At 41.4% G+C, this 20014-nt stretch carries 13 protein-coding genes and 2 rRNA genes (1 of these 15 cut by a window edge); 1 reads left to right on the forward strand and 14 read right to left on the reverse strand.

Going from position 1 to position 20014, the window contains the following annotated elements; genetic code table 11:
• The 14 genes from MKX69_RS11570 to pth all read right to left on the reverse strand — a co-directional run.
• Positions 1 to 1066: ribosomal RNA gene (locus MKX69_RS11570) — 23S ribosomal RNA — on the reverse strand (it extends 1849 nt beyond the left edge of the window).
• 344 nt (positions 1067 to 1410) lie between these two features.
• Positions 1411 to 2970 (reverse strand): 16S ribosomal RNA (locus MKX69_RS11575).
• The 16S and 23S rRNA genes sit together here, the layout of an rRNA operon.
• 680 nt (positions 2971 to 3650) lie before the next feature.
• Positions 3651 to 5147, reverse strand: coding sequence for a lysine--tRNA ligase (gene lysS / locus MKX69_RS11580; RefSeq protein ID WP_002296055.1), 1497 nt, complete (start codon positions 5145 to 5147; stop codon positions 3651 to 3653).
• 110 nt (positions 5148 to 5257) lie between these two features.
• Positions 5258 to 6262 carry a tRNA dihydrouridine synthase DusB gene (dusB, locus tag MKX69_RS11585; protein WP_002307694.1) on the reverse strand — a complete coding sequence of 335 codons (1005 nt, stop codon included), beginning with the start codon at positions 6260 to 6262 and terminating at the stop codon, positions 5258 to 5260.
• Positions 6263 to 7150: an Hsp33 family molecular chaperone HslO gene (gene hslO / locus MKX69_RS11590; protein ID WP_002298174.1), complete on the reverse strand. Its 888-nt coding sequence runs from the start codon at positions 7148 to 7150 to the stop codon at positions 6263 to 6265. It abuts the gene before it with no gap.
• Positions 7151 to 7366: 216 nt separating this feature from the next.
• On the reverse strand, positions 7367 to 9475 hold the full coding sequence (gene ftsH, locus MKX69_RS11595; protein WP_104856508.1) for an ATP-dependent zinc metalloprotease FtsH: 2109 nt from the start codon (positions 9473 to 9475) through the stop codon (positions 7367 to 7369).
• Between the two features lie 89 nt (positions 9476 to 9564).
• Positions 9565 to 10110, reverse strand: coding sequence for a hypoxanthine phosphoribosyltransferase (gene hpt, locus MKX69_RS11600; RefSeq protein WP_002287415.1), 546 nt, complete (start codon positions 10108 to 10110; stop codon positions 9565 to 9567).
• Positions 10110 to 11555, reverse strand: coding sequence for a tRNA lysidine(34) synthetase TilS (gene tilS, locus MKX69_RS11605; RefSeq protein ID WP_049142428.1), 1446 nt, complete (start codon positions 11553 to 11555; stop codon positions 10110 to 10112). Before tilS ends, hpt begins: the two co-directional genes overlap by 1 nt.
• 119 nt (positions 11556 to 11674) lie before the next feature.
• Positions 11675 to 12145 (reverse strand): S1 domain-containing RNA-binding protein, encoded by a 471-nt coding sequence (locus tag MKX69_RS11610; protein WP_002287412.1) that lies wholly within the window; start codon positions 12143 to 12145, stop codon positions 11675 to 11677.
• 45 nt (positions 12146 to 12190) lie between these two features.
• A complete protein-coding gene (locus tag MKX69_RS11615; protein ID WP_002287409.1) occupies positions 12191 to 12616 on the reverse strand; it encodes an FtsB family cell division protein in 426 nt (141 codons plus the stop codon).
• A 66-nt stretch (positions 12617 to 12682) separates the two neighbouring features.
• The gene (locus MKX69_RS11620) at positions 12683 to 12952 is read right to left on the reverse strand and encodes an RNA-binding S4 domain-containing protein (RefSeq protein WP_002318863.1); all 270 of its coding nucleotides are present in this window, start codon (positions 12950 to 12952) and stop codon (positions 12683 to 12685) included.
• Positions 12953 to 12969: 17 nt separating this feature from the next.
• On the reverse strand, positions 12970 to 14559 hold the full coding sequence (locus MKX69_RS11625; RefSeq protein ID WP_341010293.1) for a putative polysaccharide biosynthesis protein: 1590 nt from the start codon (positions 14557 to 14559) through the stop codon (positions 12970 to 12972).
• 14 nt (positions 14560 to 14573) lie between these two features.
• Positions 14574 to 18095, reverse strand: a complete 3522-nt coding sequence (gene mfd, locus MKX69_RS11630) for a transcription-repair coupling factor (RefSeq protein WP_341010297.1) — start codon at positions 18093 to 18095, stop codon at positions 14574 to 14576.
• A gap of 16 nt (positions 18096 to 18111) precedes the next feature.
• Positions 18112 to 18672 (reverse strand): aminoacyl-tRNA hydrolase, encoded by a 561-nt coding sequence (gene pth, locus MKX69_RS11635; RefSeq protein WP_341010299.1) that lies wholly within the window; start codon positions 18670 to 18672, stop codon positions 18112 to 18114.
• A 352-nt stretch (positions 18673 to 19024) separates the two neighbouring features.
• Here pth and MKX69_RS11640 point away from each other — a divergent pair, with 352 nt between their 5' ends.
• Positions 19025 to 19999 (forward strand): L-lactate dehydrogenase, encoded by a 975-nt coding sequence (locus MKX69_RS11640; protein WP_341010301.1) that lies wholly within the window; start codon positions 19025 to 19027, stop codon positions 19997 to 19999.
• The last annotated feature ends 15 nt before the right edge of the window (positions 20000 to 20014 follow it).

The following is a 20014-nucleotide window of genomic DNA, read 5'->3' on the forward strand; positions in this document are numbered from 1 at the left end:
TTCCACTTAACATATATTTTGGGACCTTAGCTGGTGGTCTGGGCTGTTTCCCTTTCGACTATGGATCTTATCACTCACAGTCTGACTCCCGGATATGAATGAATGGCATTCGGAGTTTATCTGAATTCGGTAACCCGAGATGGGCCCCTAGTCCAAACAGTGCTCTACCTCCATCATTCTCAATTCCGAGGCTAGCCCTAAAGCTATTTCGGAGAGAACCAGCTATCTCCAAGTTCGTTTGGAATTTCTCCGCTACCCACACCTCATCCCCGCACTTTTCAACGTACGTGGGTTCGGTCCTCCAGTGCGTTTTACCGCACCTTCAACCTGGACATGGGTAGATCACATGGTTTCGGGTCTACGACTACATACTCAAACGCCCTATTCAGACTCGCTTTCGCTGCGGCTCCGTCTCTTCAACTTAACCTCGCATGCAATCGTAACTCGCCGGTTCATTCTACAAAAGGCACGCCATCACCCATTAACGGGCTTTGACTTGTTGTAGGCACACGGTTTCAGGTTCTATTTCACTCCCCTTCCGGGGTGCTTTTCACCTTTCCCTCACGGTACTGGTTCACTATCGGTCACTAGGGAGTATTTAGCCTTGGGAGATGGTCCTCCCGGATTCCGACGGAATTTCTCGTGTTCCGCCGTACTCAGGATCCTCCTAGGTGTCTTCCACATTTCGTCTACGGGGTTTTTACCCTCTTTGACTGACTTTTCCAAGTCATTCGACTATCTGAAAGAACTACCATATTGGAGTCCTACAACCCCAACAAGCAAGCTTGCTGGTTTGGGCTTTTCCCGTTTCGCTCGCCGCTACTCAGGGAATCGAATTTTCTTTCTCTTCCTGCAGGTACTTAGATGTTTCAGTTCTCTGCGTCTACCTCGAATGTGCTATGTATTCACACAATCGTAACATCCTATTAAAGATGTTGGGTTCCCCCATTCGGAAATCTCTGGATCATAGCTTACGTACAGCTCCCCAAAGCATATCGGTGTTAGTCCCGTCCTTCATCGGCTCCTAGTGCCAAGGCATCCACCGTGCGCCCTTATTCACTTAACCTTATCAACCTTACGGTTGGGTTTTGATCCTTCTTCTAGCGATAGAAGTTAGATCAAGAAAATAAGCAATTGAACTTATTAAAAAACTCTATCCAGCTCACAAATCAGCCTGTACGGCAAAAAGATCGATCGTCTCATAAAATCAAAGATTTTATGGCCGTCCGCCTATTTTGCTTCAGGCTAAACAATTTGTTCAGCTTTCAAATTCAACGCGGTGTTCTCGGTTTGTATTACTTACATTTACTTCAAATATCCAGTTTTCAATGAACAAAAGTGTTTGAGAGTAAACCTCTCAAAACTGAACAAAGTAAAAACAAATTGTGTAGTCTCCGTAATATTCCTTAGAAAGGAGGTGATCCAGCCGCACCTTCCGATACGGCTACCTTGTTACGACTTCACCCCAATCATCTATCCCACCTTAGGCGGCTGGCTCCAAAAGGTTACCTCACCGACTTCGGGTGTTACAAACTCTCGTGGTGTGACGGGCGGTGTGTACAAGGCCCGGGAACGTATTCACCGCGGCGTGCTGATCCGCGATTACTAGCGATTCCGGCTTCATGCAGGCGAGTTGCAGCCTGCAATCCGAACTGAGAGAAGCTTTAAGAGATTAGCTTAGCCTCGCGACTTCGCAACTCGTTGTACTTCCCATTGTAGCACGTGTGTAGCCCAGGTCATAAGGGGCATGATGATTTGACGTCATCCCCACCTTCCTCCGGTTTGTCACCGGCAGTCTTGCTAGAGTGCCCAACTGAATGATGGCAACTAACAATAAGGGTTGCGCTCGTTGCGGGACTTAACCCAACATCTCACGACACGAGCTGACGACAACCATGCACCACCTGTCACTTTGCCCCCGAAGGGGAAGCTCTATCTCTAGAGTGGTCAAAGGATGTCAAGACCTGGTAAGGTTCTTCGCGTTGCTTCGAATTAAACCACATGCTCCACCGCTTGTGCGGGCCCCCGTCAATTCCTTTGAGTTTCAACCTTGCGGTCGTACTCCCCAGGCGGAGTGCTTAATGCGTTAGCTGCAGCACTGAAGGGCGGAAACCCTCCAACACTTAGCACTCATCGTTTACGGCGTGGACTACCAGGGTATCTAATCCTGTTTGCTCCCCACGCTTTCGAGCCTCAGCGTCAGTTACAGACCAGAGAGCCGCCTTCGCCACTGGTGTTCCTCCATATATCTACGCATTTCACCGCTACACATGGAATTCCACTCTCCTCTTCTGCACTCAAGTCTCCCAGTTTCCAATGACCCTCCCCGGTTGAGCCGGGGGCTTTCACATCAGACTTAAGAAACCGCCTGCGCTCGCTTTACGCCCAATAAATCCGGACAACGCTTGCCACCTACGTATTACCGCGGCTGCTGGCACGTAGTTAGCCGTGGCTTTCTGGTTAGATACCGTCAAGGGATGAACAGTTACTCTCATCCTTGTTCTTCTCTAACAACAGAGTTTTACGATCCGAAAACCTTCTTCACTCACGCGGCGTTGCTCGGTCAGACTTTCGTCCATTGCCGAAGATTCCCTACTGCTGCCTCCCGTAGGAGTTTGGGCCGTGTCTCAGTCCCAATGTGGCCGATCACCCTCTCAGGTCGGCTATGCATCGTGGCCTTGGTGAGCCGTTACCTCACCAACTAGCTAATGCACCGCGGGTCCATCCATCAGCGACACCCGAAAGCGCCTTTCAAATCAAAACCATGCGGTTTTGATTGTTATACGGTATTAGCACCTGTTTCCAAGTGTTATCCCCTTCTGATGGGCAGGTTACCCACGTGTTACTCACCCGTTCGCCACTCTTCTTTTTCCGGTGGAGCAAGCTCCGGTGGAAAAAGAAGCGTTCGACTTGCATGTATTAGGCACGCCGCCAGCGTTCGTCCTGAGCCAGGATCAAACTCTCATAAAAAGTTCGAACAATCTTGCGATTGTTAAGCTCAATTTGTTTGCTAGCATATTGCTTGCTTGTTAAAAATGTTTGTTGTCTTGAATTGAATCAAGACGCCCTACACATTTGGTTTGTCTTACTTTGTTCAGTTTTCAAAGGTCTACTTCATCGGGAGTGTTTCCCGATTCGTTTTTGGCTGCCGTAGCAACTTTTATATCATATCAGAGAGACAAGCGATTGTCAACTCTTTTTTAAAAGTTTTTTTCGATTTCGTTTTTCGAAATCTTTCAGCAACTCATTCATCATAACTTGTCGTTTGTTATTTGTCAAGAACTTTTTTGAAGTTTTTTTCGATAGAATCAAGCTTCGCAAGTGGTTCTTTTTTAACGACTCAGTTATCTTATCATGACGTTAGTAACATGTCAATAACTTTTTTGTTATGTTTTTGAATAAATATTTTCTTCTGTCTTTTGGACAAGTAATAATATACCAACTAAATTTAGCTTGGTCAACGAATTTTTTGTATTTTTTCAAGTTTTTTTCAATAAGCGATTATTCATAACTTTTCTTTCTTTATCGTTCGTTTTCGTCTTCTTTAATGTCTAGAATAGTCGGCATTAGCTTTTGAACTTTCGTTATTATTTATTCCTTTCTACACAGCAAAAGCTGCCTAAGGAATTCCTTAGACAGCTTTTATTCGATTATCTCATTGTTGGGAATAGCAAAACATCCCGAATTGATTGTGCATCAGTTAGCAACATTACTAATCTGTCGATCCCGATACCTAGACCACCAGTTGGCGGCATACCGTATTCTAAGGCTTCCAAGAAGTCTTCGTCTACACCGTGAGCTTCGTCATTTCCTAGTTCACGTTCTTTTTCTTGCGCTTCGAATCTTTCTCTTTGATCAATTGGATCGTTCAGTTCTGTAAAGGCATTAGCAAATTCGCGCCCCACGATGAATAGTTCGAATCGATCTGTGAATCGAGGATCTTCTGGATTTTTCTTCGCTAAAGGCGAAACTTCGACTGGATGTCCGTATACAAACGTCGGTTGTGTCAATGTTTCTTCAACAAATGTTTCAAAGAATTCATTGATAACATGTCCGACACCCATAGCTTCGGTTACTTCTACATTGTGTTTTTCGGCTAAAGCTAATGCTTCTTCCAATGTCATTTCTTGCCAGAAGTCTACACCAGTTTGTTCTTTGATTGCATCTACCATATGGATGCGTTTAAAGTCACTTTCTAAGTCGACAGCTTGTCCATCATATGTGATTTTTGCTGTTCCTAGTACTTTTTCAGCTGCGTTACGGATAATACCTTCTGTCAGATTCATTACATCATTGAAATCAGTATATGCTGTGTATGCTTCTAACATCGTAAATTCTGGATTATGTGTAGTATCAATTCCTTCATTACGGAAAACGCGGCCGATTTCATAAACTTTTTCCATTCCGCCAACAATTAGTCGTTTTAAATGAAGTTCTAGCGCAATACGCAAATATAAATCAATGTCCAGTGCATTATGATGCGTGATAAATGGGCGTGCGGCAGCTCCACCTGCCTCATTGTGCAATACTGGTGTTTCTACTTCAATATAGCCATTGCCATCTAAATAGCGACGGATTTCGCTGATAATTTGGCTTCGTTTCATAAATCGGTCAAAGCTTTCGCGATTACTGATTAAATCCAAGTAGCGTTGTCTGTAGCGTTGTTCAATATTCGTTAAGCCATGGTATTTATCTGGCAGTGGACGAAGTGCTTTTGACAAAATCGTGATTTCTGAAGCTTTGATAGAAACTTCGCCTGTGTCTGTTTTCATGATTTGTCCAGTTACACCAAAGAAATCTCCAAGGTCTGCATGTTTGAATACTTCATAGGCCTCATCACCTACTTGGTCTTTTCTTACATAAATTTGAATTTGGCCTTCACGATCTTGTAGATGCGCAAATCCAGCTTTCCCTTTTCCTCGGCGAGTCATCATACGACCAGCTACACTAGCGGTCAATCCCATTTCTGCTAGTTCTTCTTTTGTTCTTGGATCAAATAGTTCATGCAATTCTTCTGAGTTGTGCGTGCGTTCAAATCGTTTTCCAAATGGATCGATTCCATCTTCACGCAATTGTTCCATTTTTTGACGACGTACAAGCATTTGATCATTTAAATCTTCTACTTGATGTTGTTGTTCCTGTGTCACAAAAGTTCCTCCATTCTCATGTTAATCTCTTTCCTATAATGCCAATGAAACACAAAAAAAGCAAGCCGAACTTGGAATTTCGGCTTGAAAATTCACGAAAAACTTAGAAATCACAACGTTTGTTTCAATAGTACTTTTTCCGCTTTTTCTACAAATTGATCCAGCAGGTCATTGATTTCTTGCTGTTTTTCTGTCTGATTGATTGCTACTTTCACTTTCGCTGCTCGAGGAATCCCTTTTAAATAATAAGCCGCATGTGTTCTGAATTCTCTACAAGCTACTTTTTCTCCTTTGAGATCTGCTAAGCGTTGTAAATGAAGTTTAGCTGTAGCAATTTTTTCGGCTGGTGTTGGTTCAGGAATCAGTTCTCCTGTTTCGAGATAATGCTGTGTGCGGTGAATCATCCATGGATTGCCCAGCGCTGCACGACCAATCATCACACCGTCTGCACCGACATAGTCAAGCATCCGTTTTGCATCTTCTGGCGTTTTGACATCCCCGTTCCCCATAAATGGGATCGTCAAATGTTTTTTCACTTCTTTCAATACTTCCCAGTCCGCTTTTCCTTCATACATCTGAACCCGTGTACGTCCATGCATAGCGATGGCACTCGCTCCAGCTGATTGTGCTGCTAATGCATTTTCTACAGCAAAGACGTGCTCTTCATCCCAACCAATACGCATCTTGACTGTTACTGGGATATCTACTGCTGAAGAAACAGCTTGGACCATTTCGTATACTTTCTCAGGATCTAAAAGCCATTTTGCTCCTGCTTCTGCTTTGATTACTTTATTTACTGGACAGCCCATATTGATATCTATTATATCGGCAGCTGTGTTTTCTTCGACAAATTGAGCAGCTTCAACTAGACTATCTTTATTTCCGCCAAATATCTGTAAACTTAATGGATGTTCTGTTTCTTCAATGTGGAGCATCTCTAAAGTTTTTTTGTTTCTGAAATGAATACCTTGGTCACTGATCATTTCACATACGACTAAGCCTGCACCAAATTCTTTGACAGTGACTCGAAATGCTGAATTTGTTATTCCAGCCATCGGTGCAACAACGACACGATTAGGGATTTCCACATTGCCGATTTTCCATGTGTGTTCCACTTAAATCCCTCCTAAGGCTTCTTTCTTCAATCCAGCTAATTCTTCTTCACTATACTTGTATTTGTTATTACAGAAAGAACAAACCGCTTCTGCACCGTGATCTTCGTCTATCATTGCTTGGATTTCTTCTGCACCTAACGCGATAATTGCTTCTGCAAATTTTTCTTTTGAACAGTCACATTTGAATTGAACAGGCATTTTTTCCAAAATGTTCAATTCTTCTGTACCAAGCAATCCTTTCAATATTTCTTCTGGTGTCTGTCCTTCATCTAAGAGGGTAGAGATTCTTGGTGTCGTTTTTAATTGTTCTTCGATCTTGCTGATTGTTTCTTCATCGGCACCTGGCATGATTTGGATCATGAATCCTCCCGCCGTCTTGATGCTGTCGTCAGTATTGACCAATACACTCAGTCCAACAGCTGAAGGGATTTGTTCTGAGATAGCAAGATAGTAAGTAAAATCTTCAGCGATTTCTCCAGAAACAATCGGCGTTTGCCCAGAAAAAGGTTCTTTTAATCCTAAGTCTTTTGTGACAGTAAACATTCCTTGTGTTCCAACTGCTCCCCGCACATCGATTTTACCTTCACTATTTAGAGGAAGACTGAGATGCGGATTTTTGATGTAACCTTTCACATCTCCCTTTCCATTTGCATCTACTACAATTCCTGTTGCTGGACCATCGCCTTGGATTCGAACAGTTAGTTTGTCTTCTCCTTTGAGCGTCGCACCAAGTAGCAGACTACCGACCAATGTCCGTCCCAAAGCAGCTGAGGAGGTGTGCCAAGTATCATGACGTCTTTGTGCCTCCGCTACGGTATTTGTTGCTTGAACGGCGTATGCTCGGACGAATCCGTCGTGAGCAAGTGCCTTAACCAAATAATCTTTCATTTGTTATGTACTCCTTTTTCCGTTTTTAAACTCATAGTGAATCATACTAGCAACTACTGCTTTTTTCAACTTTGGAATGCTTCTTTTAAAAATAATTCAGAATCATCTAGAAAACAGGACATCATCCTATTTACATCTTAAATAAAGAAATCTCCCGAAAACCGGTTTTTGTTCCGGTTTTCGGGAGTCATATCAGATCAATTGACCTATATTTTTTTATTTGTATTGATCGTCTGAATGATTATCTTCTGATTGTTGAGAATCTGAATCATGTTCTGCTTTATTTTCCTCATTCAGTTCATGTTTTGCTTCTTCAAAATCACGTTTTTCTTCCGCTTGTTTTTCAGCGTCTTTTTCTTCCAAAGCACGTTTTGCTTCTTCAAAAGTTTTCGCTTCTTTTTCGCTTGGATAATCATTTGACTCAGTACCTTCAGGCATCACACCGTGTTCAAACAATGACTTGATTGCTTTGGCATCCAATGTTTCGAATTCCAAAAGTTTTTCAGCAATCAGTTTATGCTGTGCACGATGAGCTTCGATGATTTCTCGAGCTTTATCATGAGCTTCCATCAAGATTTTTCGTACTTCTTGATCAATCTCGAAAGCGACTTGTTCAGAGTAAGCTTTTGTTTGACCATAGTCGCGGCCAACAAACACTTGATGGTTTCCTTCATATTGAACAGGACCTAAACGATCACTCATTCCATATTCTGTTACCATGCTTCGTGCTAGAGCTGTCGCTTGCTCAAAGTCATTGGAAGCACCAGTTGATTGGACATTGAAGATGATTTCTTCAGCTGTACGTCCACCAAGTAAGCCTACGATTTGTTCAAACATATCTTCTTTCGTCATCAAGAACTGATCTTCTTTTGGTAAAGCGATCATATATCCGCCGGCGCGTCCGCGAGGGATGATCGTTACTTTGTGGACGACCCGAGCGCGACTCAATACTAATCCGACAATCGTATGACCAGCTTCGTGATAAGCAACCATTTCGCGTTCTTTTTTGCTGATTACGCGATCTTTTTTAGCTGGACCTGCAATCACGCGATCTTCCGCTTCATCGATATCAGAAGCATCGATTTTCTTTTTATTTCTTCTAGCAGCTACTAACGCTGCTTCATTCAAGACATTTTCTAAATCTGCTCCGGCAAAACCTGGTGTCTGTTGAGCCACAACTTTCAAGTCAACGTCATCTGCCATCGGTTTATTCCGTGCATGGACTCGCAAGATTGCTTCACGACCTTTTACATCTGGACGTCCAACTAAAATCTGGCGGTCAAAACGACCTGGACGTAGTAACGCTGGGTCTAGTACATCAGAACGGTTGGTTGCAGCAATGACGATTACTCCTTCATTTCCGTCGAAGCCATCCATTTCTACAAGCAATTGGTTCAATGTTTGTTCGCGTTCATCATGTCCGCCGCCCATACCGGCACCACGTTGACGACCTACCGCATCAATTTCATCAATGAAAATGATAGCTGGTGCGTTTTTCTTTGCTGTTTCAAACAAATCACGAACACGACTTGCTCCGACACCGACAAACATTTCTACGAAATCAGAACCCGAGATCGAGTAAAACGGTACTCCAGCTTCTCCGGCAACAGCTTTTGCTAATAAGGTTTTACCTGTTCCTGGAGGTCCTTCTAAAAGTACACCTGCCGGGATACGGGCACCTAATTCAACAAATCGGCGAGGATCTTTCAGAAATTCAACAACTTCAACTAGTTCTTGTTTTTCTTCTTCCGCACCCGCTACATCAGAAAAACGTACGCGATTAGCTTTTTTGTCTGCTTCTTTGGCTTTTGATTTACCAAAGTTCATGACACGGCCGCCACCGCCACCGCCGCCTTGTTGTCCCATCATCATGTAAAAGAAAAAGATGATGATTACGATTGGCAAGAAGCTAAGCAATAGGGAAACCCATATACCGCTGCTTGATTCTTCTTTTACTGTTGTAGCAACTTTGTTTTCTTTTGCCAGTTCTGTTACTTGGCTCAATGTTGTATCATTTGGCAAAATGATTGTTGTGAAATGGGTAGTAGTCGTATCTGTTGAACCTAAGATAGCTAACCCACCGCTGTTAGCGACGGTCTGCTGTTCTTTGTATTCACCAGTGATCTTATATACACCATTTGCAGGCTGCACTTCAAATTCTTTGATCTTGCCTGCTTGTAGTTGTTCTGTGAATTTTGAGTACTCGATATCTGACGATCGCTGGCCGTTATTACCAAAAATAAAATAAACGACCATTACCATCGCTAAGATTACGAGGACATAATACAAGGCATTTTTCATCATGCCGTTGTTCTTTTTGTTCATAGTTGCCCTCCCTAAGCGTCAATTTAATTTAACAGTTTTTTATCAATCCTGACCATTCTATTGTACCATAATTTAATTGAGATACAGCATTAATTCGATTGATAAACACTAGGTTTCAATACACCGATGTACGGAAGGTTACGATATGCTTCTGCATAATCCAAGCCATAACCGACCACAAATTCATTTGGTACGTTGAAGCCAACATAATCTGCTTCGATATTTACTACTCTTCCTTCAGGTTTGTCAAGTAGTGTAACAATTTTGACTGATTTTGCTTTGCGGTATTTGAAAAGATCCACTAAATAAGCAAGTGTTCTTCCGCTGTCAATGATATCTTCAACGATCAACAGATCGCGACCTTCTACATTCGTATCTAAGTCTTTGACGATTTTTACTTCCCCTGACGAGACTGTTGCATTCCCGTAGCTTGAAACATCCATGAAATCCAATTCCAAATACGTATCGATAGAACGAACGATATCTGCCATGAATGGTACCGCTCCTTTTAAGACACCTACTACTAGGGGATTGGTGTTTTGGTAAATTTCTGTTAACTCTTTGCCTAGTTCTTTGCAACGAACTTGTATCTCTTCTTGTGAGATCAAAATTCTCTCAATATCCTTTTCCAACATCAGGTTCTCCTTCCAATTGCTTCTTTTTGATATTTGTAAAGAAGTATGTAGTGTATTTTATCAGTTTCTTCACGAATACTCAAATATGAAAAGGCAAAAGGTATCAAGCTATATATATTTCTTTTGGCATCTGTAATGATCCAAGCATGCTGCCTTTGTGAATTAGGTACTTTCTGATCGATAAAATATCTAGATACTTTTTTTGTGAGATTCTCTGTTAATTTAATGCGGTCTCCTGCTTTTCTTTTTTCGACATACAGTTGCACATCAGCAGGAATCCAAATGTCATGAGAAAATAGAGAACATGAATCTGTTGCTTTGATGTCCCCTGCATTTTCAGGTTTGACCAGACCAATCCATTCTGTTTCATTCAAATATATTCCTTGTTCTGGAATCAGCAACAAGCGCTGGTCTTCTGTCTGGCTAGTTGCTTGTTTTTCTTTTTTAGCGAGTACAACAAAATGATACTCTCTTTTCAGTATCCAATTATTGCCAATACTGAGTTGCCATTGGCTTTTTTTCTGTTGCCACTGGTCTAAAATCGACTCCATTTGTTGTTCTTTCAAAATAATCCCTGTTTTTGAGAATGCTTTGTCGAAAAAGGAGTAAAAAAAATAGTATCGTTCAGCATCTGTCATTTCTTCAATCATTTCTGCAGAAAATCGAAATTGTTCCTCCCACTGTTCGACTTCCTTTTCGATCAACTGTCCCATATATTTTTGAATGACTTGGTCTGCCCATTGGATCTGTTGCGAAAATTGCTGGAAATGTCTCAACGCCTGTGTATTTTCTTGTTTCAATTGAGGAACTACCAAATGACGAAGCCGATTTCTCTGGACATCTAACAATTGGTTTGTCTGATCCTCAAAGTAAACAAGCTGCGATTCCGCTGCATAAGTATATAGGTCTTCTTTGCTAAAACTCAGCAACGGACGAACCAGTCTGCCAGCAGCAAATGGTTGTACTTCTTTGATTCCAGAAAAAGTATTTAACTGTCCCCCACGAACGATTTTCATTAACACCGTCTCGATTTGATCATCTCCGTGATGAGCAGTCATCAATGTGTCATATTGTCCTTCTTCCATCACGCGAGTGAATTCTTGATAACGAAAGTTACGAGCTTCTGTTTCTATGGCGGATTTGGCTGGATCTTCCCAAATACTTACATATAAAGGGAGATTCTTCTCTTCACAATATGAGCGAAGATAGGCAGCTTCTTCTGCTGATTCTTCTCTTAATTGGTGATTGATGTGGACGATACCTAAAGAAAAACCGATTTGGCGTTGCACTTGTAAAAGTAAATGGAGCAAAACCATCGAATCAACACCACCTGATACCGCTGCTAAAATTCTCGATCCTTGTTGCCAGAATCCTTGTTCATTCCCGTGCCGAATAAATGACTGCTGTAATAGCGGTGCTTTTTTCCCGCCTTTTTCAACGTTCATCCTTTCCACACCCTTTCTTCCTAAAAAAAAGAGAGCGGGAAAACGTCTAAAACGACAATTAACCTGCCCTCTGTTGATACTATGACCCAAATAGTCGCACTATCCTTATTTGCGGCTTTTTAGCTGCGGCGTCCGCCACGGCCACCGCGCTTTCCTTCTGTGTTTCGCTTCAATGAAGATAAGCGGTCATCGCTATCTTTCAAAAATGAACTCATCAATGAATCGAAGTCTTCTTTTTGAGCTGAAGGTTGACTGCGAGAAAAAGATTTTTTCTGTGCTGGACGATTTCGGTTGTCACGGGGATCTTTTTGTTGATATTTTTTAGGACGGCTTTCTTCTCCAGATTCAGCAGGTTGTTCCTGCGCTTTCCGGATAGATAGTCCGATTTTTCCATCATCATTTACTGAAATAACTTTAACTGTTACTTCATCTCCTACACTTAAAACATCATGGATGTCTTTTACATAGCCATTTGACACTTCGCTAATATGAACTAGACCCGTTTTTCCAGCACCTAGATCAATAAACGCACCAAAATTTGTGATTCCTGATACTTTTCCTTGCAGTTTTGCTCCTACCTCGATTGACATAAAAAAAATGTTCCTCCTAATTATTTCCCTTTTTTATATTCCTGCTTATTTTGCAGTTGTAGAACTAGTTGATTGATCTGTTTCATTTGTCGAGCTGTCTGTATTTGATTCTAATATAGGATAAACTTTTTCACCGTCTTTTGAGTAAAAGAATTTGCTTCTGGCAAGTTTAGCTACATACTCATCATCTTTCAGCAATGAAACATCTTGGTGCAGCTGATCAACGTCTGCGTTGACTTCTTTCATTTCAGTATTTGCTTCGACTCTCAATTCGTTCAATTGATGCATCCTTTGCATGTCATGGAAAATCTGCACACCTATTATCGCGAAAATGACCAAAGCACCAACAAAAATTGCAGCCAGTCTGCGTCTTCGAAAAATCAGTTGACGTTGTTGTTGCTGAAATTCAGCATACTTTTTCTTTGCATATTCCGTATCTAGCGCAGCGATTTTATTGCTTTTTTTCGTCACTTGGATTCGCTCCAATCTTTTTGATTGTCTTTTTCATTATACCAATATCGTGAAAGCTTGTCTAATCTATTTCTTTAGTGTTTCTGTGCGATTTTCAGAAATAATTTCGTACATTTTTTGTGCATCTTCTTTTTTGGTTGATTCATGTAATTCCGTGATTTTCACTTCCAACGTTTTGTTGCCGAACTGGACTTTCAAAATATCGCCTACTTTGACATCACTGGAAGATTTCGCCAATTTACCGTTGATTTGAATTCTTCCTTTATCAGCTACTTCTTTTGCTACTGATCGTCTTTTGATGATTCGGGAAATTTTTAAAAATTTATCTAATCGCATATCTTATTCCTCACTTTTTAATTTTTTTTATTTAATCGCAGGATTTTCTTACCAAAAGGCAACATTAGCCATTCTCGTACTGTAAACAGACGAAGACGGATCACTGTATAAATGAACACAGAAGCCCCGATCCCAACTCCTATCACGCTGACAAAAAAAGCAGTGGAACGATGAGTTACAGGACCAAACACTATATTCAATACACCATAATACAGCAGCAGTACTACTGCCATACAAAGAAGGCTGATCATCAACTTCCGTCCAAAATGCCGTTCTTTCCAAAAAGCATTTAGCTCTTTTGTTTCGATTCGAACAAAATACCAAAGCGTCACACCTAATCCTAAAAGGGTAGACAGGCTTGCACCTGCTGTTCCTAATAAACCGGTCAGAAAAGAAGTAGTCAATCCTTTTACCAATAGTCCCCATCCTGCGCCTTTTAAAGAAGGGCGAAACGAGTTCTTGCTTTGAGCAATACTTTGATAAGCTTGGATGACTGCAGTGAAAGCAATGGAAAAAACAAACAATACAAGCGCTGCATTTCCCGCATAATCTTTAAACAACGCATAATTGATATAAGGGAGCAGCAAGGCTAATCCCAAAGACGCAGCTAATGCTAAAGCGGTCGTCAATCTAAGATATATTTTGGCTGTCTGTAAAAACTGACGATAGATCCGGTTGGTCAAATGACGAGTCAACGCAGGCAGGAATGTCGCACTTAATGCAGTGGCAATCACTAAACCTAATTGTACTAAAGGCTGACCTCGATCATAGACCCCTTTTGCTATCTTCGCACCGTATTCTGACAGTCCGTAAACTTCCAAAGCATTTTTTACAAAGAAAGAGTCGATCAGCTGGAAAAAGATAAGCAATCCACTATAAATCGAAACCAGTCCGCCTTCTACCAGAAAACGCCGGATCAAGGGCTTTGACGGCTGTTTGAACAATGGAAACCGTCGGAAGCCTAACGCTCCTCCATGAATCTTTTGTTCATAGTAGTGAAGGATCCCATATGCGCATAAACCGCCAAAAACAGCTCCACTCATTGCTGCCGTCCCTGTTTGGTACACCGTCCATCCAAGCTTTCTAAAAGCAAACGCACTACAGACAATCACAAAAACACGAACGAACTGCTCAACTACTTGAGAAACAGCAGTTGGTTCCATCAAGAATCTTCCTTGGAAATTCCCTCGATAAAAAGATAGACCAGGCATCAGCAAAAAGGTAAAGGAAACTACTTGGATCAGCGGTTTCAATTGTATGTCTCCCATCATCCAAGCAATCCAGCTGCTAAATGCAAAGACAAACAACCACAAAAAGACACCTGTCCAAAATACTAAGGGATAAAGATTTTGCAAAGCTTGCTTTCGCTCGAAAGGATTCTTTCTTTCTGCAACGTACTTTGATATGAACTGCGGAAGACCGGATAAAGCTAAAGTCATTGCTATCCCATAAATTGGATAAACTTGCTGATAAACATAAAAACCTTCGTCGCCGACTAAGTTTTGGAGGGGAATTCGGTAAAGGGCACTTAATACTTTTGCTATGAAAGAAGCAATCGTCAATACAAATGCTCCTTGCATGACGCGCCGCATTTCTTTATGATCCAAATCATTGCTCCTTCCTACGCTGACAGATATTTTTGCTCACGCAACGCTTTGACAAACTTTTGGATTTCCTGAAGCCATACTGCTTCTTCCATTTGGTTGGGGATCGTCAAGCGTATCACCATCTGTTCTTTTTCAACGCCTAGACTGGCTTTTAGTTTTGTCGCTGTCAGTGCTTCGAATAACTGTTCCACACTATAGCGTTTTGTTCCAACTTTACTTAGAGTAAAGACTATATGCGCCTCCTGTTTCCTTATCGTTTCTAGGAGCGCTCGATCGCCATCCATTTTGATCTGCCCAATTGTCAAGAGATGTGCTACTTCTTCTGGATATTCTCCAAAACGGTCGAGCAGATCATCTTCTAGTTCATCTAGCATTTCTTGCGAATCAAGTTCACGAATTCGTTTATAGATCTCGATTTTCTGCCGTTGATCTGCCACGTATGTTTCAGGTAGATACGCATCGACACCGAGGTCGATCTCAACAGTGGTCTTCTCCACTTGACTATTCTTTCCTTGTTTACGATAAACAGCTTCGCTTAGCATTTGAGAATACATATCGAAACCGACTGCATCAATAAATCCATGCTGCTGAGCACCTAAGAGATTACCTGCACCGCGAATGGAAAGATCCCGCATCGCAATCATGAATCCAGATCCCAGTTCTGTAAAATCTTTGATTGCCTGAAGACGTTTTTCACTGACTTCGTTAAGGATCTTCTGCTGCTCATACATAAAGTAAGCATATGCGACACGGCTGCTTCTTCCTACCCGCCCTCGCAATTGGTATAACGTGGATAATCCCATATAATCAGCGTTCTCAACGAACAACGTATTTGCGTTCGGGATATCTACTCCTGTTTCAATGATGGTTGTAGTGACAAGAACATCATACTGACCTTCAATAAACTCAAAAAGCGTATTTTCTAATTGCGCCTCTGTCATTTGCCCATGAGCATAACCGATCCGTGCTTCCGGAACGAGTTCTTGGATTTCTTCTACTTTTTGTTCGATCGTTTCTACCCGATTATATAAATAGAATACTTGTCCACCTCGTCCCATTTCTCGATGGATTGCTTCGCGAATAGCCCCAGGATTTTTTTCCATAACATATGTTTGGATCGGATAACGATTCGCAGGCGGTGTTTCGATTACTGAAAGATCCCGCACGCCTAACATCGACATATGCAAAGTTCTCGGAATCGGTGTTGCAGTCAGAGTCAAAACATCCACTTGTGCACGTAACTGTTTCAATCGTTCCTTATGTTTTACACCAAAACGTTGTTCTTCGTCAATAATCAGTAGACCCAAATCGCTAAATTCAATATCTTTTGACAAGATTCGATGGGTTCCTACAACAATATCAACTTGACCTGTACGCAGTTGTTCGATGGTTTCTTTTTGTTGCTTTCTTGTTCTGAAACGACTTAATAGCCCGATATTTACGGGGAAACCTTCAAATCTTTCCAGCATCGTTTCATAGTGCTGCTGTGCCAAGATCGTTGTTGGAACTAAAAAGGCTACTTGTTTGCTTTCCTTTATCGCTTTAAAGGCCGCTCGAAGCGCTACTTCTGTTTTCCCATAACCAACATCACCTACGAGTAGCCGATCCATTGGTTTTTCTTTTTCCATATCCCGTTTGATCTCCGCTGCACTTCTCAACTGGTCATCAGTTTCAGAGTAGGGGAAGGCATTTTCGAATTCTTTTTGGTAGGCGTCATCAGGTCCAAAAGCATATCCTTTTTCTGACTCTCTTGCGGCATATAATTTGATTAGATCGTCAGCGATATCCTCGATTTTTGAAGAGACTTTTCGCTTGGTTTTCGTCCATTCACTTCCGCCTAGCTTATTGATGCGAGGCGCTTTGGCTTCAGAGGCGACATATTTTTGGATCAGGTTCAGTTGAGTAACAGGAATAAACAGTTTATCGTCGTTTTGGTACAAAATAGTCATATAGTCTTGGTGAACGCCATCTACTTCTAGCGTTTCCATCCCGATGTATTTCCCGATACCATGATTGGCATGGACAACGTAATCTCCTGCTTTTAATTCATTATAGCTTTTCAATCGCTCTGCGTTTGTTACTGTTTGACGTCTCGTTTGTTTTTTTGTTGTTTTTTGAAAAATTTCTTTTTCTGTGATAGCTACTATTTTTTCTTGAGGAAGTTCAAAACCAGCTTGCAAAGCTCCTTCAACTAATTGCACTTGTCCTCTGATCAATGCATTTTTTTCTGTTTCTACTACTAATATGTCTTCATCTCGAAGCATTTGTTCTGCTTTGCGTATCCTGTCCTTTGTCGGAATAAAAATCACAACAGTTTGCTTTTGCTTGCGCCAACGGTCCATTTCTGTTTTCAGCAATGGCATTTGTCCGAAGAACTGTTGCATCGTCCGATATTGAAAATTATGGATTGCTTGGAAGCGAAGATTTCCCATTCCTTTTTGAAAGAGCGAGAAAAAGGTTGTGGTGAACTTTTCCTTCTGCACGATTTTTTGTATATCTGCTGAAAATGTCTGCTCAGAAAACACCCGCAATTCGCTGATTTTTTGAGTCTGCCATTCTGCCGCTTCCCTTTCAATTTCCCGATTTGTTTCCATGATTCGCTGATAATCATCAACGACTAGTAAACTATTTGAAGGGAAATAATCCAAGATCGTCACAGATTCTTGGTAAAGAAGATCTGAGTAGAATTTTGCTTCTTCTGTCGGGACACCTGCTTGCCAGCTTGAAGTCAGCTGACCGAAGTAATCTTGCAAAAACTCGCGGTCTGCTTCTTCTGTGGTCGCAGCAAGCCGTTTTTCTAGCATTTTTTGCATTTGCTCTATTCCATGTTCTAGATCCTCTGGTCCGTAGACTTGTTCACTCGTTGGGGAAACCCAGATTTCTTCCGTTTTTTCGATTGAGCGTTGTGTTTCTGCTTCAAAATACCGCATAGAATCTATCTCTACATCAAATAGTTCTACACGAACAGGATAGGTTGTCGTTAACGGGTAAATATCGATAATGCTTCCTCGAATACTGAATTCTCCCGGTTTTGCGACCATCTCTTCTCGTACATAGCCCATCAAAGTCAATTGGCGAGGAAGATTTTCCACGTCTATCTCATCACCAATATGCCAATTCAATTGCGCCTGTAGCCAAGTTTTCTTATTCGGCAGTCGCTTGTGCAAAGATGCGACTGGCAACAAATAGATACCTGCTTTTTTTTCTTGAAGTGCGTTAAGCGTTGCGACTCTCTCGCCTCGCGCTTCTGGAGAAGAAAAGGCCATTTCAGCAGAAAGCACTTCATCCACTGGAAATAAATGGATCTGATCTTGCGGAATCACATGTTGCAGATCTTCTGCTAACTGATTCGCATAATACAAATTTGGCATCAGAATAATCATGTTTTTATTTGTTTTCTTAAACGCTCGAGCAAATAGAAGTGTTTTCGCTGAGCCCGCTAATCCTGTGATTAGTTGTCTAGGCATTTTTTCTTCTAAATTGCTGACCCATTCTTTTACTTGCGGATCTTTTCCGACTAATTGAATAATATCCATTCCTTTTCCTCCTTCCTCAATTGAATCGATTCATCGCATCCACGAACGAATGCCCTTCTATGAGATATTCGACTGCTTTAACAGATTGACACATGCTTTCTTCTATCAAAGGCTGATTTTCTTTGCTGAAAGGACTAAGCACATGCTGGACTACTGTTTTTTTCCCTTCTGGCCTGCCGATTCCCACCTTGATTCGATCAAAGACATTCGTATTCAAATGGGAAATAATACTTTTGATACCGTTATGCCCGCCGCCACTTCCCTTTTGACGGAGCCGGATTTTTCCCACTGCCAGATCTAAATCATCGTAGATTACGACTAATTCCTCTGGATAAATCCCAAAATAAGTCATTAGCGGGCCGACTGCACGACCAGATTCATTCATGAATGTTTGTGGTTTGACTAAAAGGATCTTTTCTCCATTATGAAAAAATTCGGCAACTTCTGCTTCGAACGGATTTTTTTTGAAAGTAGCTTGATGCTCGCGTGCAATTTTATCCACGACCATAAAGCCGATATTGTGTTTTGTATATTGGTATTTGGTACCTGGGTTTCCTAACCCGACGATCATTTTCATTTTTGTTTTCCACCTAATTCTAAAAAGCAGCACAAAAGGCTGGACTGCTAATTAGCGGTCCAGTCCATCGAGCTTTTTTCTTTTTTATACTTGTCAATGCATAGTATAACACAAAACAAGGCGTTTCGGCTAAAAGAGAATCGTTAATAAATGATAAAGAAATTAAAAATTTCTTCAAAGTTTAATAAAATAATTGATATATAAAAATAGTGAAATAACGCACATGTAAGCTTTTACATATAATACAACCTTGTTATCTGTTATATTTTATAGCCAAATAGCGTGACATGGGGCTTGAGAAATGTTAGCATAAGCATGGGAAAAAACAAATCAATGGAAGGATTGATACTAAATGACTGCAGCTGCAGAAAAAAAAGATCATCAAAAAGTTATTCTTGTTGGAGACGGCGCCGTAGGTTCTAGCTATGCCTTTGCTCTAGTTACTCAAAATATCGCTCAAGAAGTAGGTATCGTGGATATCAATACTGCTAAAACTGAAGGAGACGCAATTGACTTGTCTCACGCTTTGGCATTTACTTCACCTAAAAAAATCTATTCTGCTACTTACGCAGACGCACATGATGCTGACTTAGTTGTTATTACAGCTGGTGCACCACAAAAACCAGGTGAAACTCGTTTAGACTTAGTAAACAAAAACCTAAAAATCAACCGCGATGTTGTCACACAAATCGTTGAATCAGGATTTAACGGTATCTTTTTAGTTGCCGCTAACCCAGTAGATATTTTGACTTACTCAACTTGGAAATTCTCAGGTTTCCCTAAAGAACGCGTAATCGGTTCAGGTACCTCTCTTGACTCAGCTCGTTTCCGTCAAGCACTTGCGGAATTAGTTGACGTTGATGCACGCAACGTCCATGCTTACATCTTAGGTGAACACGGAGATTCAGAATTCCCAGTTTGGTCACATGCAAATGTTGCCGGCTTGCAAATCTATGAATGGGTAAAAAACAACCCAGAAATCGATGAAGAAGCTATGGTTAACCTATTCTTTGGCGTACGTGACGCTGCTTACACAATTATCGAGAAAAAAGGCGCTACTTTCTATGGTATCGCAGTAGCATTAGCACGTATCACTCGTGCCATCTTAGATGATGAAAATGCTGTTCTTCCTTTATCAGTATTCATGAATGGCGAATATGGATTGAACGACATCTACATTGGTGCACCTGCTGTTATCAACCGTCAAGGTATCCAAAAAGTAATCGAAATTCCTTTAAGTGACAGCGAGCAAGAACGTATGGCTGCTTCTGCTAAGCAATTAAAAGAAATTCTAGATGAAGCTTTTGCTAAACTAGACGCTGAATAATCTTTGAACATGACG

The organism is Enterococcus sp. FSL R5-0957 (genome assembly GCF_038008005.1).
Lineage (GTDB): Bacteria > Bacillota > Bacilli > Lactobacillales > Enterococcaceae > Enterococcus_B > Enterococcus_B faecium.

Coding starts and splice junctions, on each gene's coding strand:
- hpt (WP_002287415.1), bottom strand. CDS start 10,110: ATGTTGGAAAAGGATATTGAGAGAATTTTGATCTCACAAGAAGAGATA.
- MKX69_RS11610 (WP_002287412.1), bottom strand. CDS start 12,145: ATGTCAATCGAGGTAGGAGCAAAACTGCAAGGAAAAGTATCAGGAATC.
- mfd (WP_341010297.1), bottom strand. CDS start 18,095: ATGGATATTATTCAATTAGTCGGAAAAGATCCGCAAGTAAAAGAATGG.
- tilS (WP_049142428.1), bottom strand. CDS start 11,555: ATGAACGTTGAAAAAGGCGGGAAAAAAGCACCGCTATTACAGCAGTCA.
- ftsH (WP_104856508.1), bottom strand. CDS start 9,475: ATGAACAAAAAGAACAACGGCATGATGAAAAATGCCTTGTATTATGTC.
- hslO (WP_002298174.1), bottom strand. CDS start 7,150: ATGAAAGATTATTTGGTTAAGGCACTTGCTCACGACGGATTCGTCCGA.
- MKX69_RS11620 (WP_002318863.1), bottom strand. CDS start 12,952: ATGCGATTAGATAAATTTTTAAAAATTTCCCGAATCATCAAAAGACGA.
- MKX69_RS11640 (WP_341010301.1), top strand. CDS start 19,025: ATGACTGCAGCTGCAGAAAAAAAAGATCATCAAAAAGTTATTCTTGTT.
- pth (WP_341010299.1), bottom strand. CDS start 18,672: ATGAAAATGATCGTCGGGTTAGGAAACCCAGGTACCAAATACCAATAT.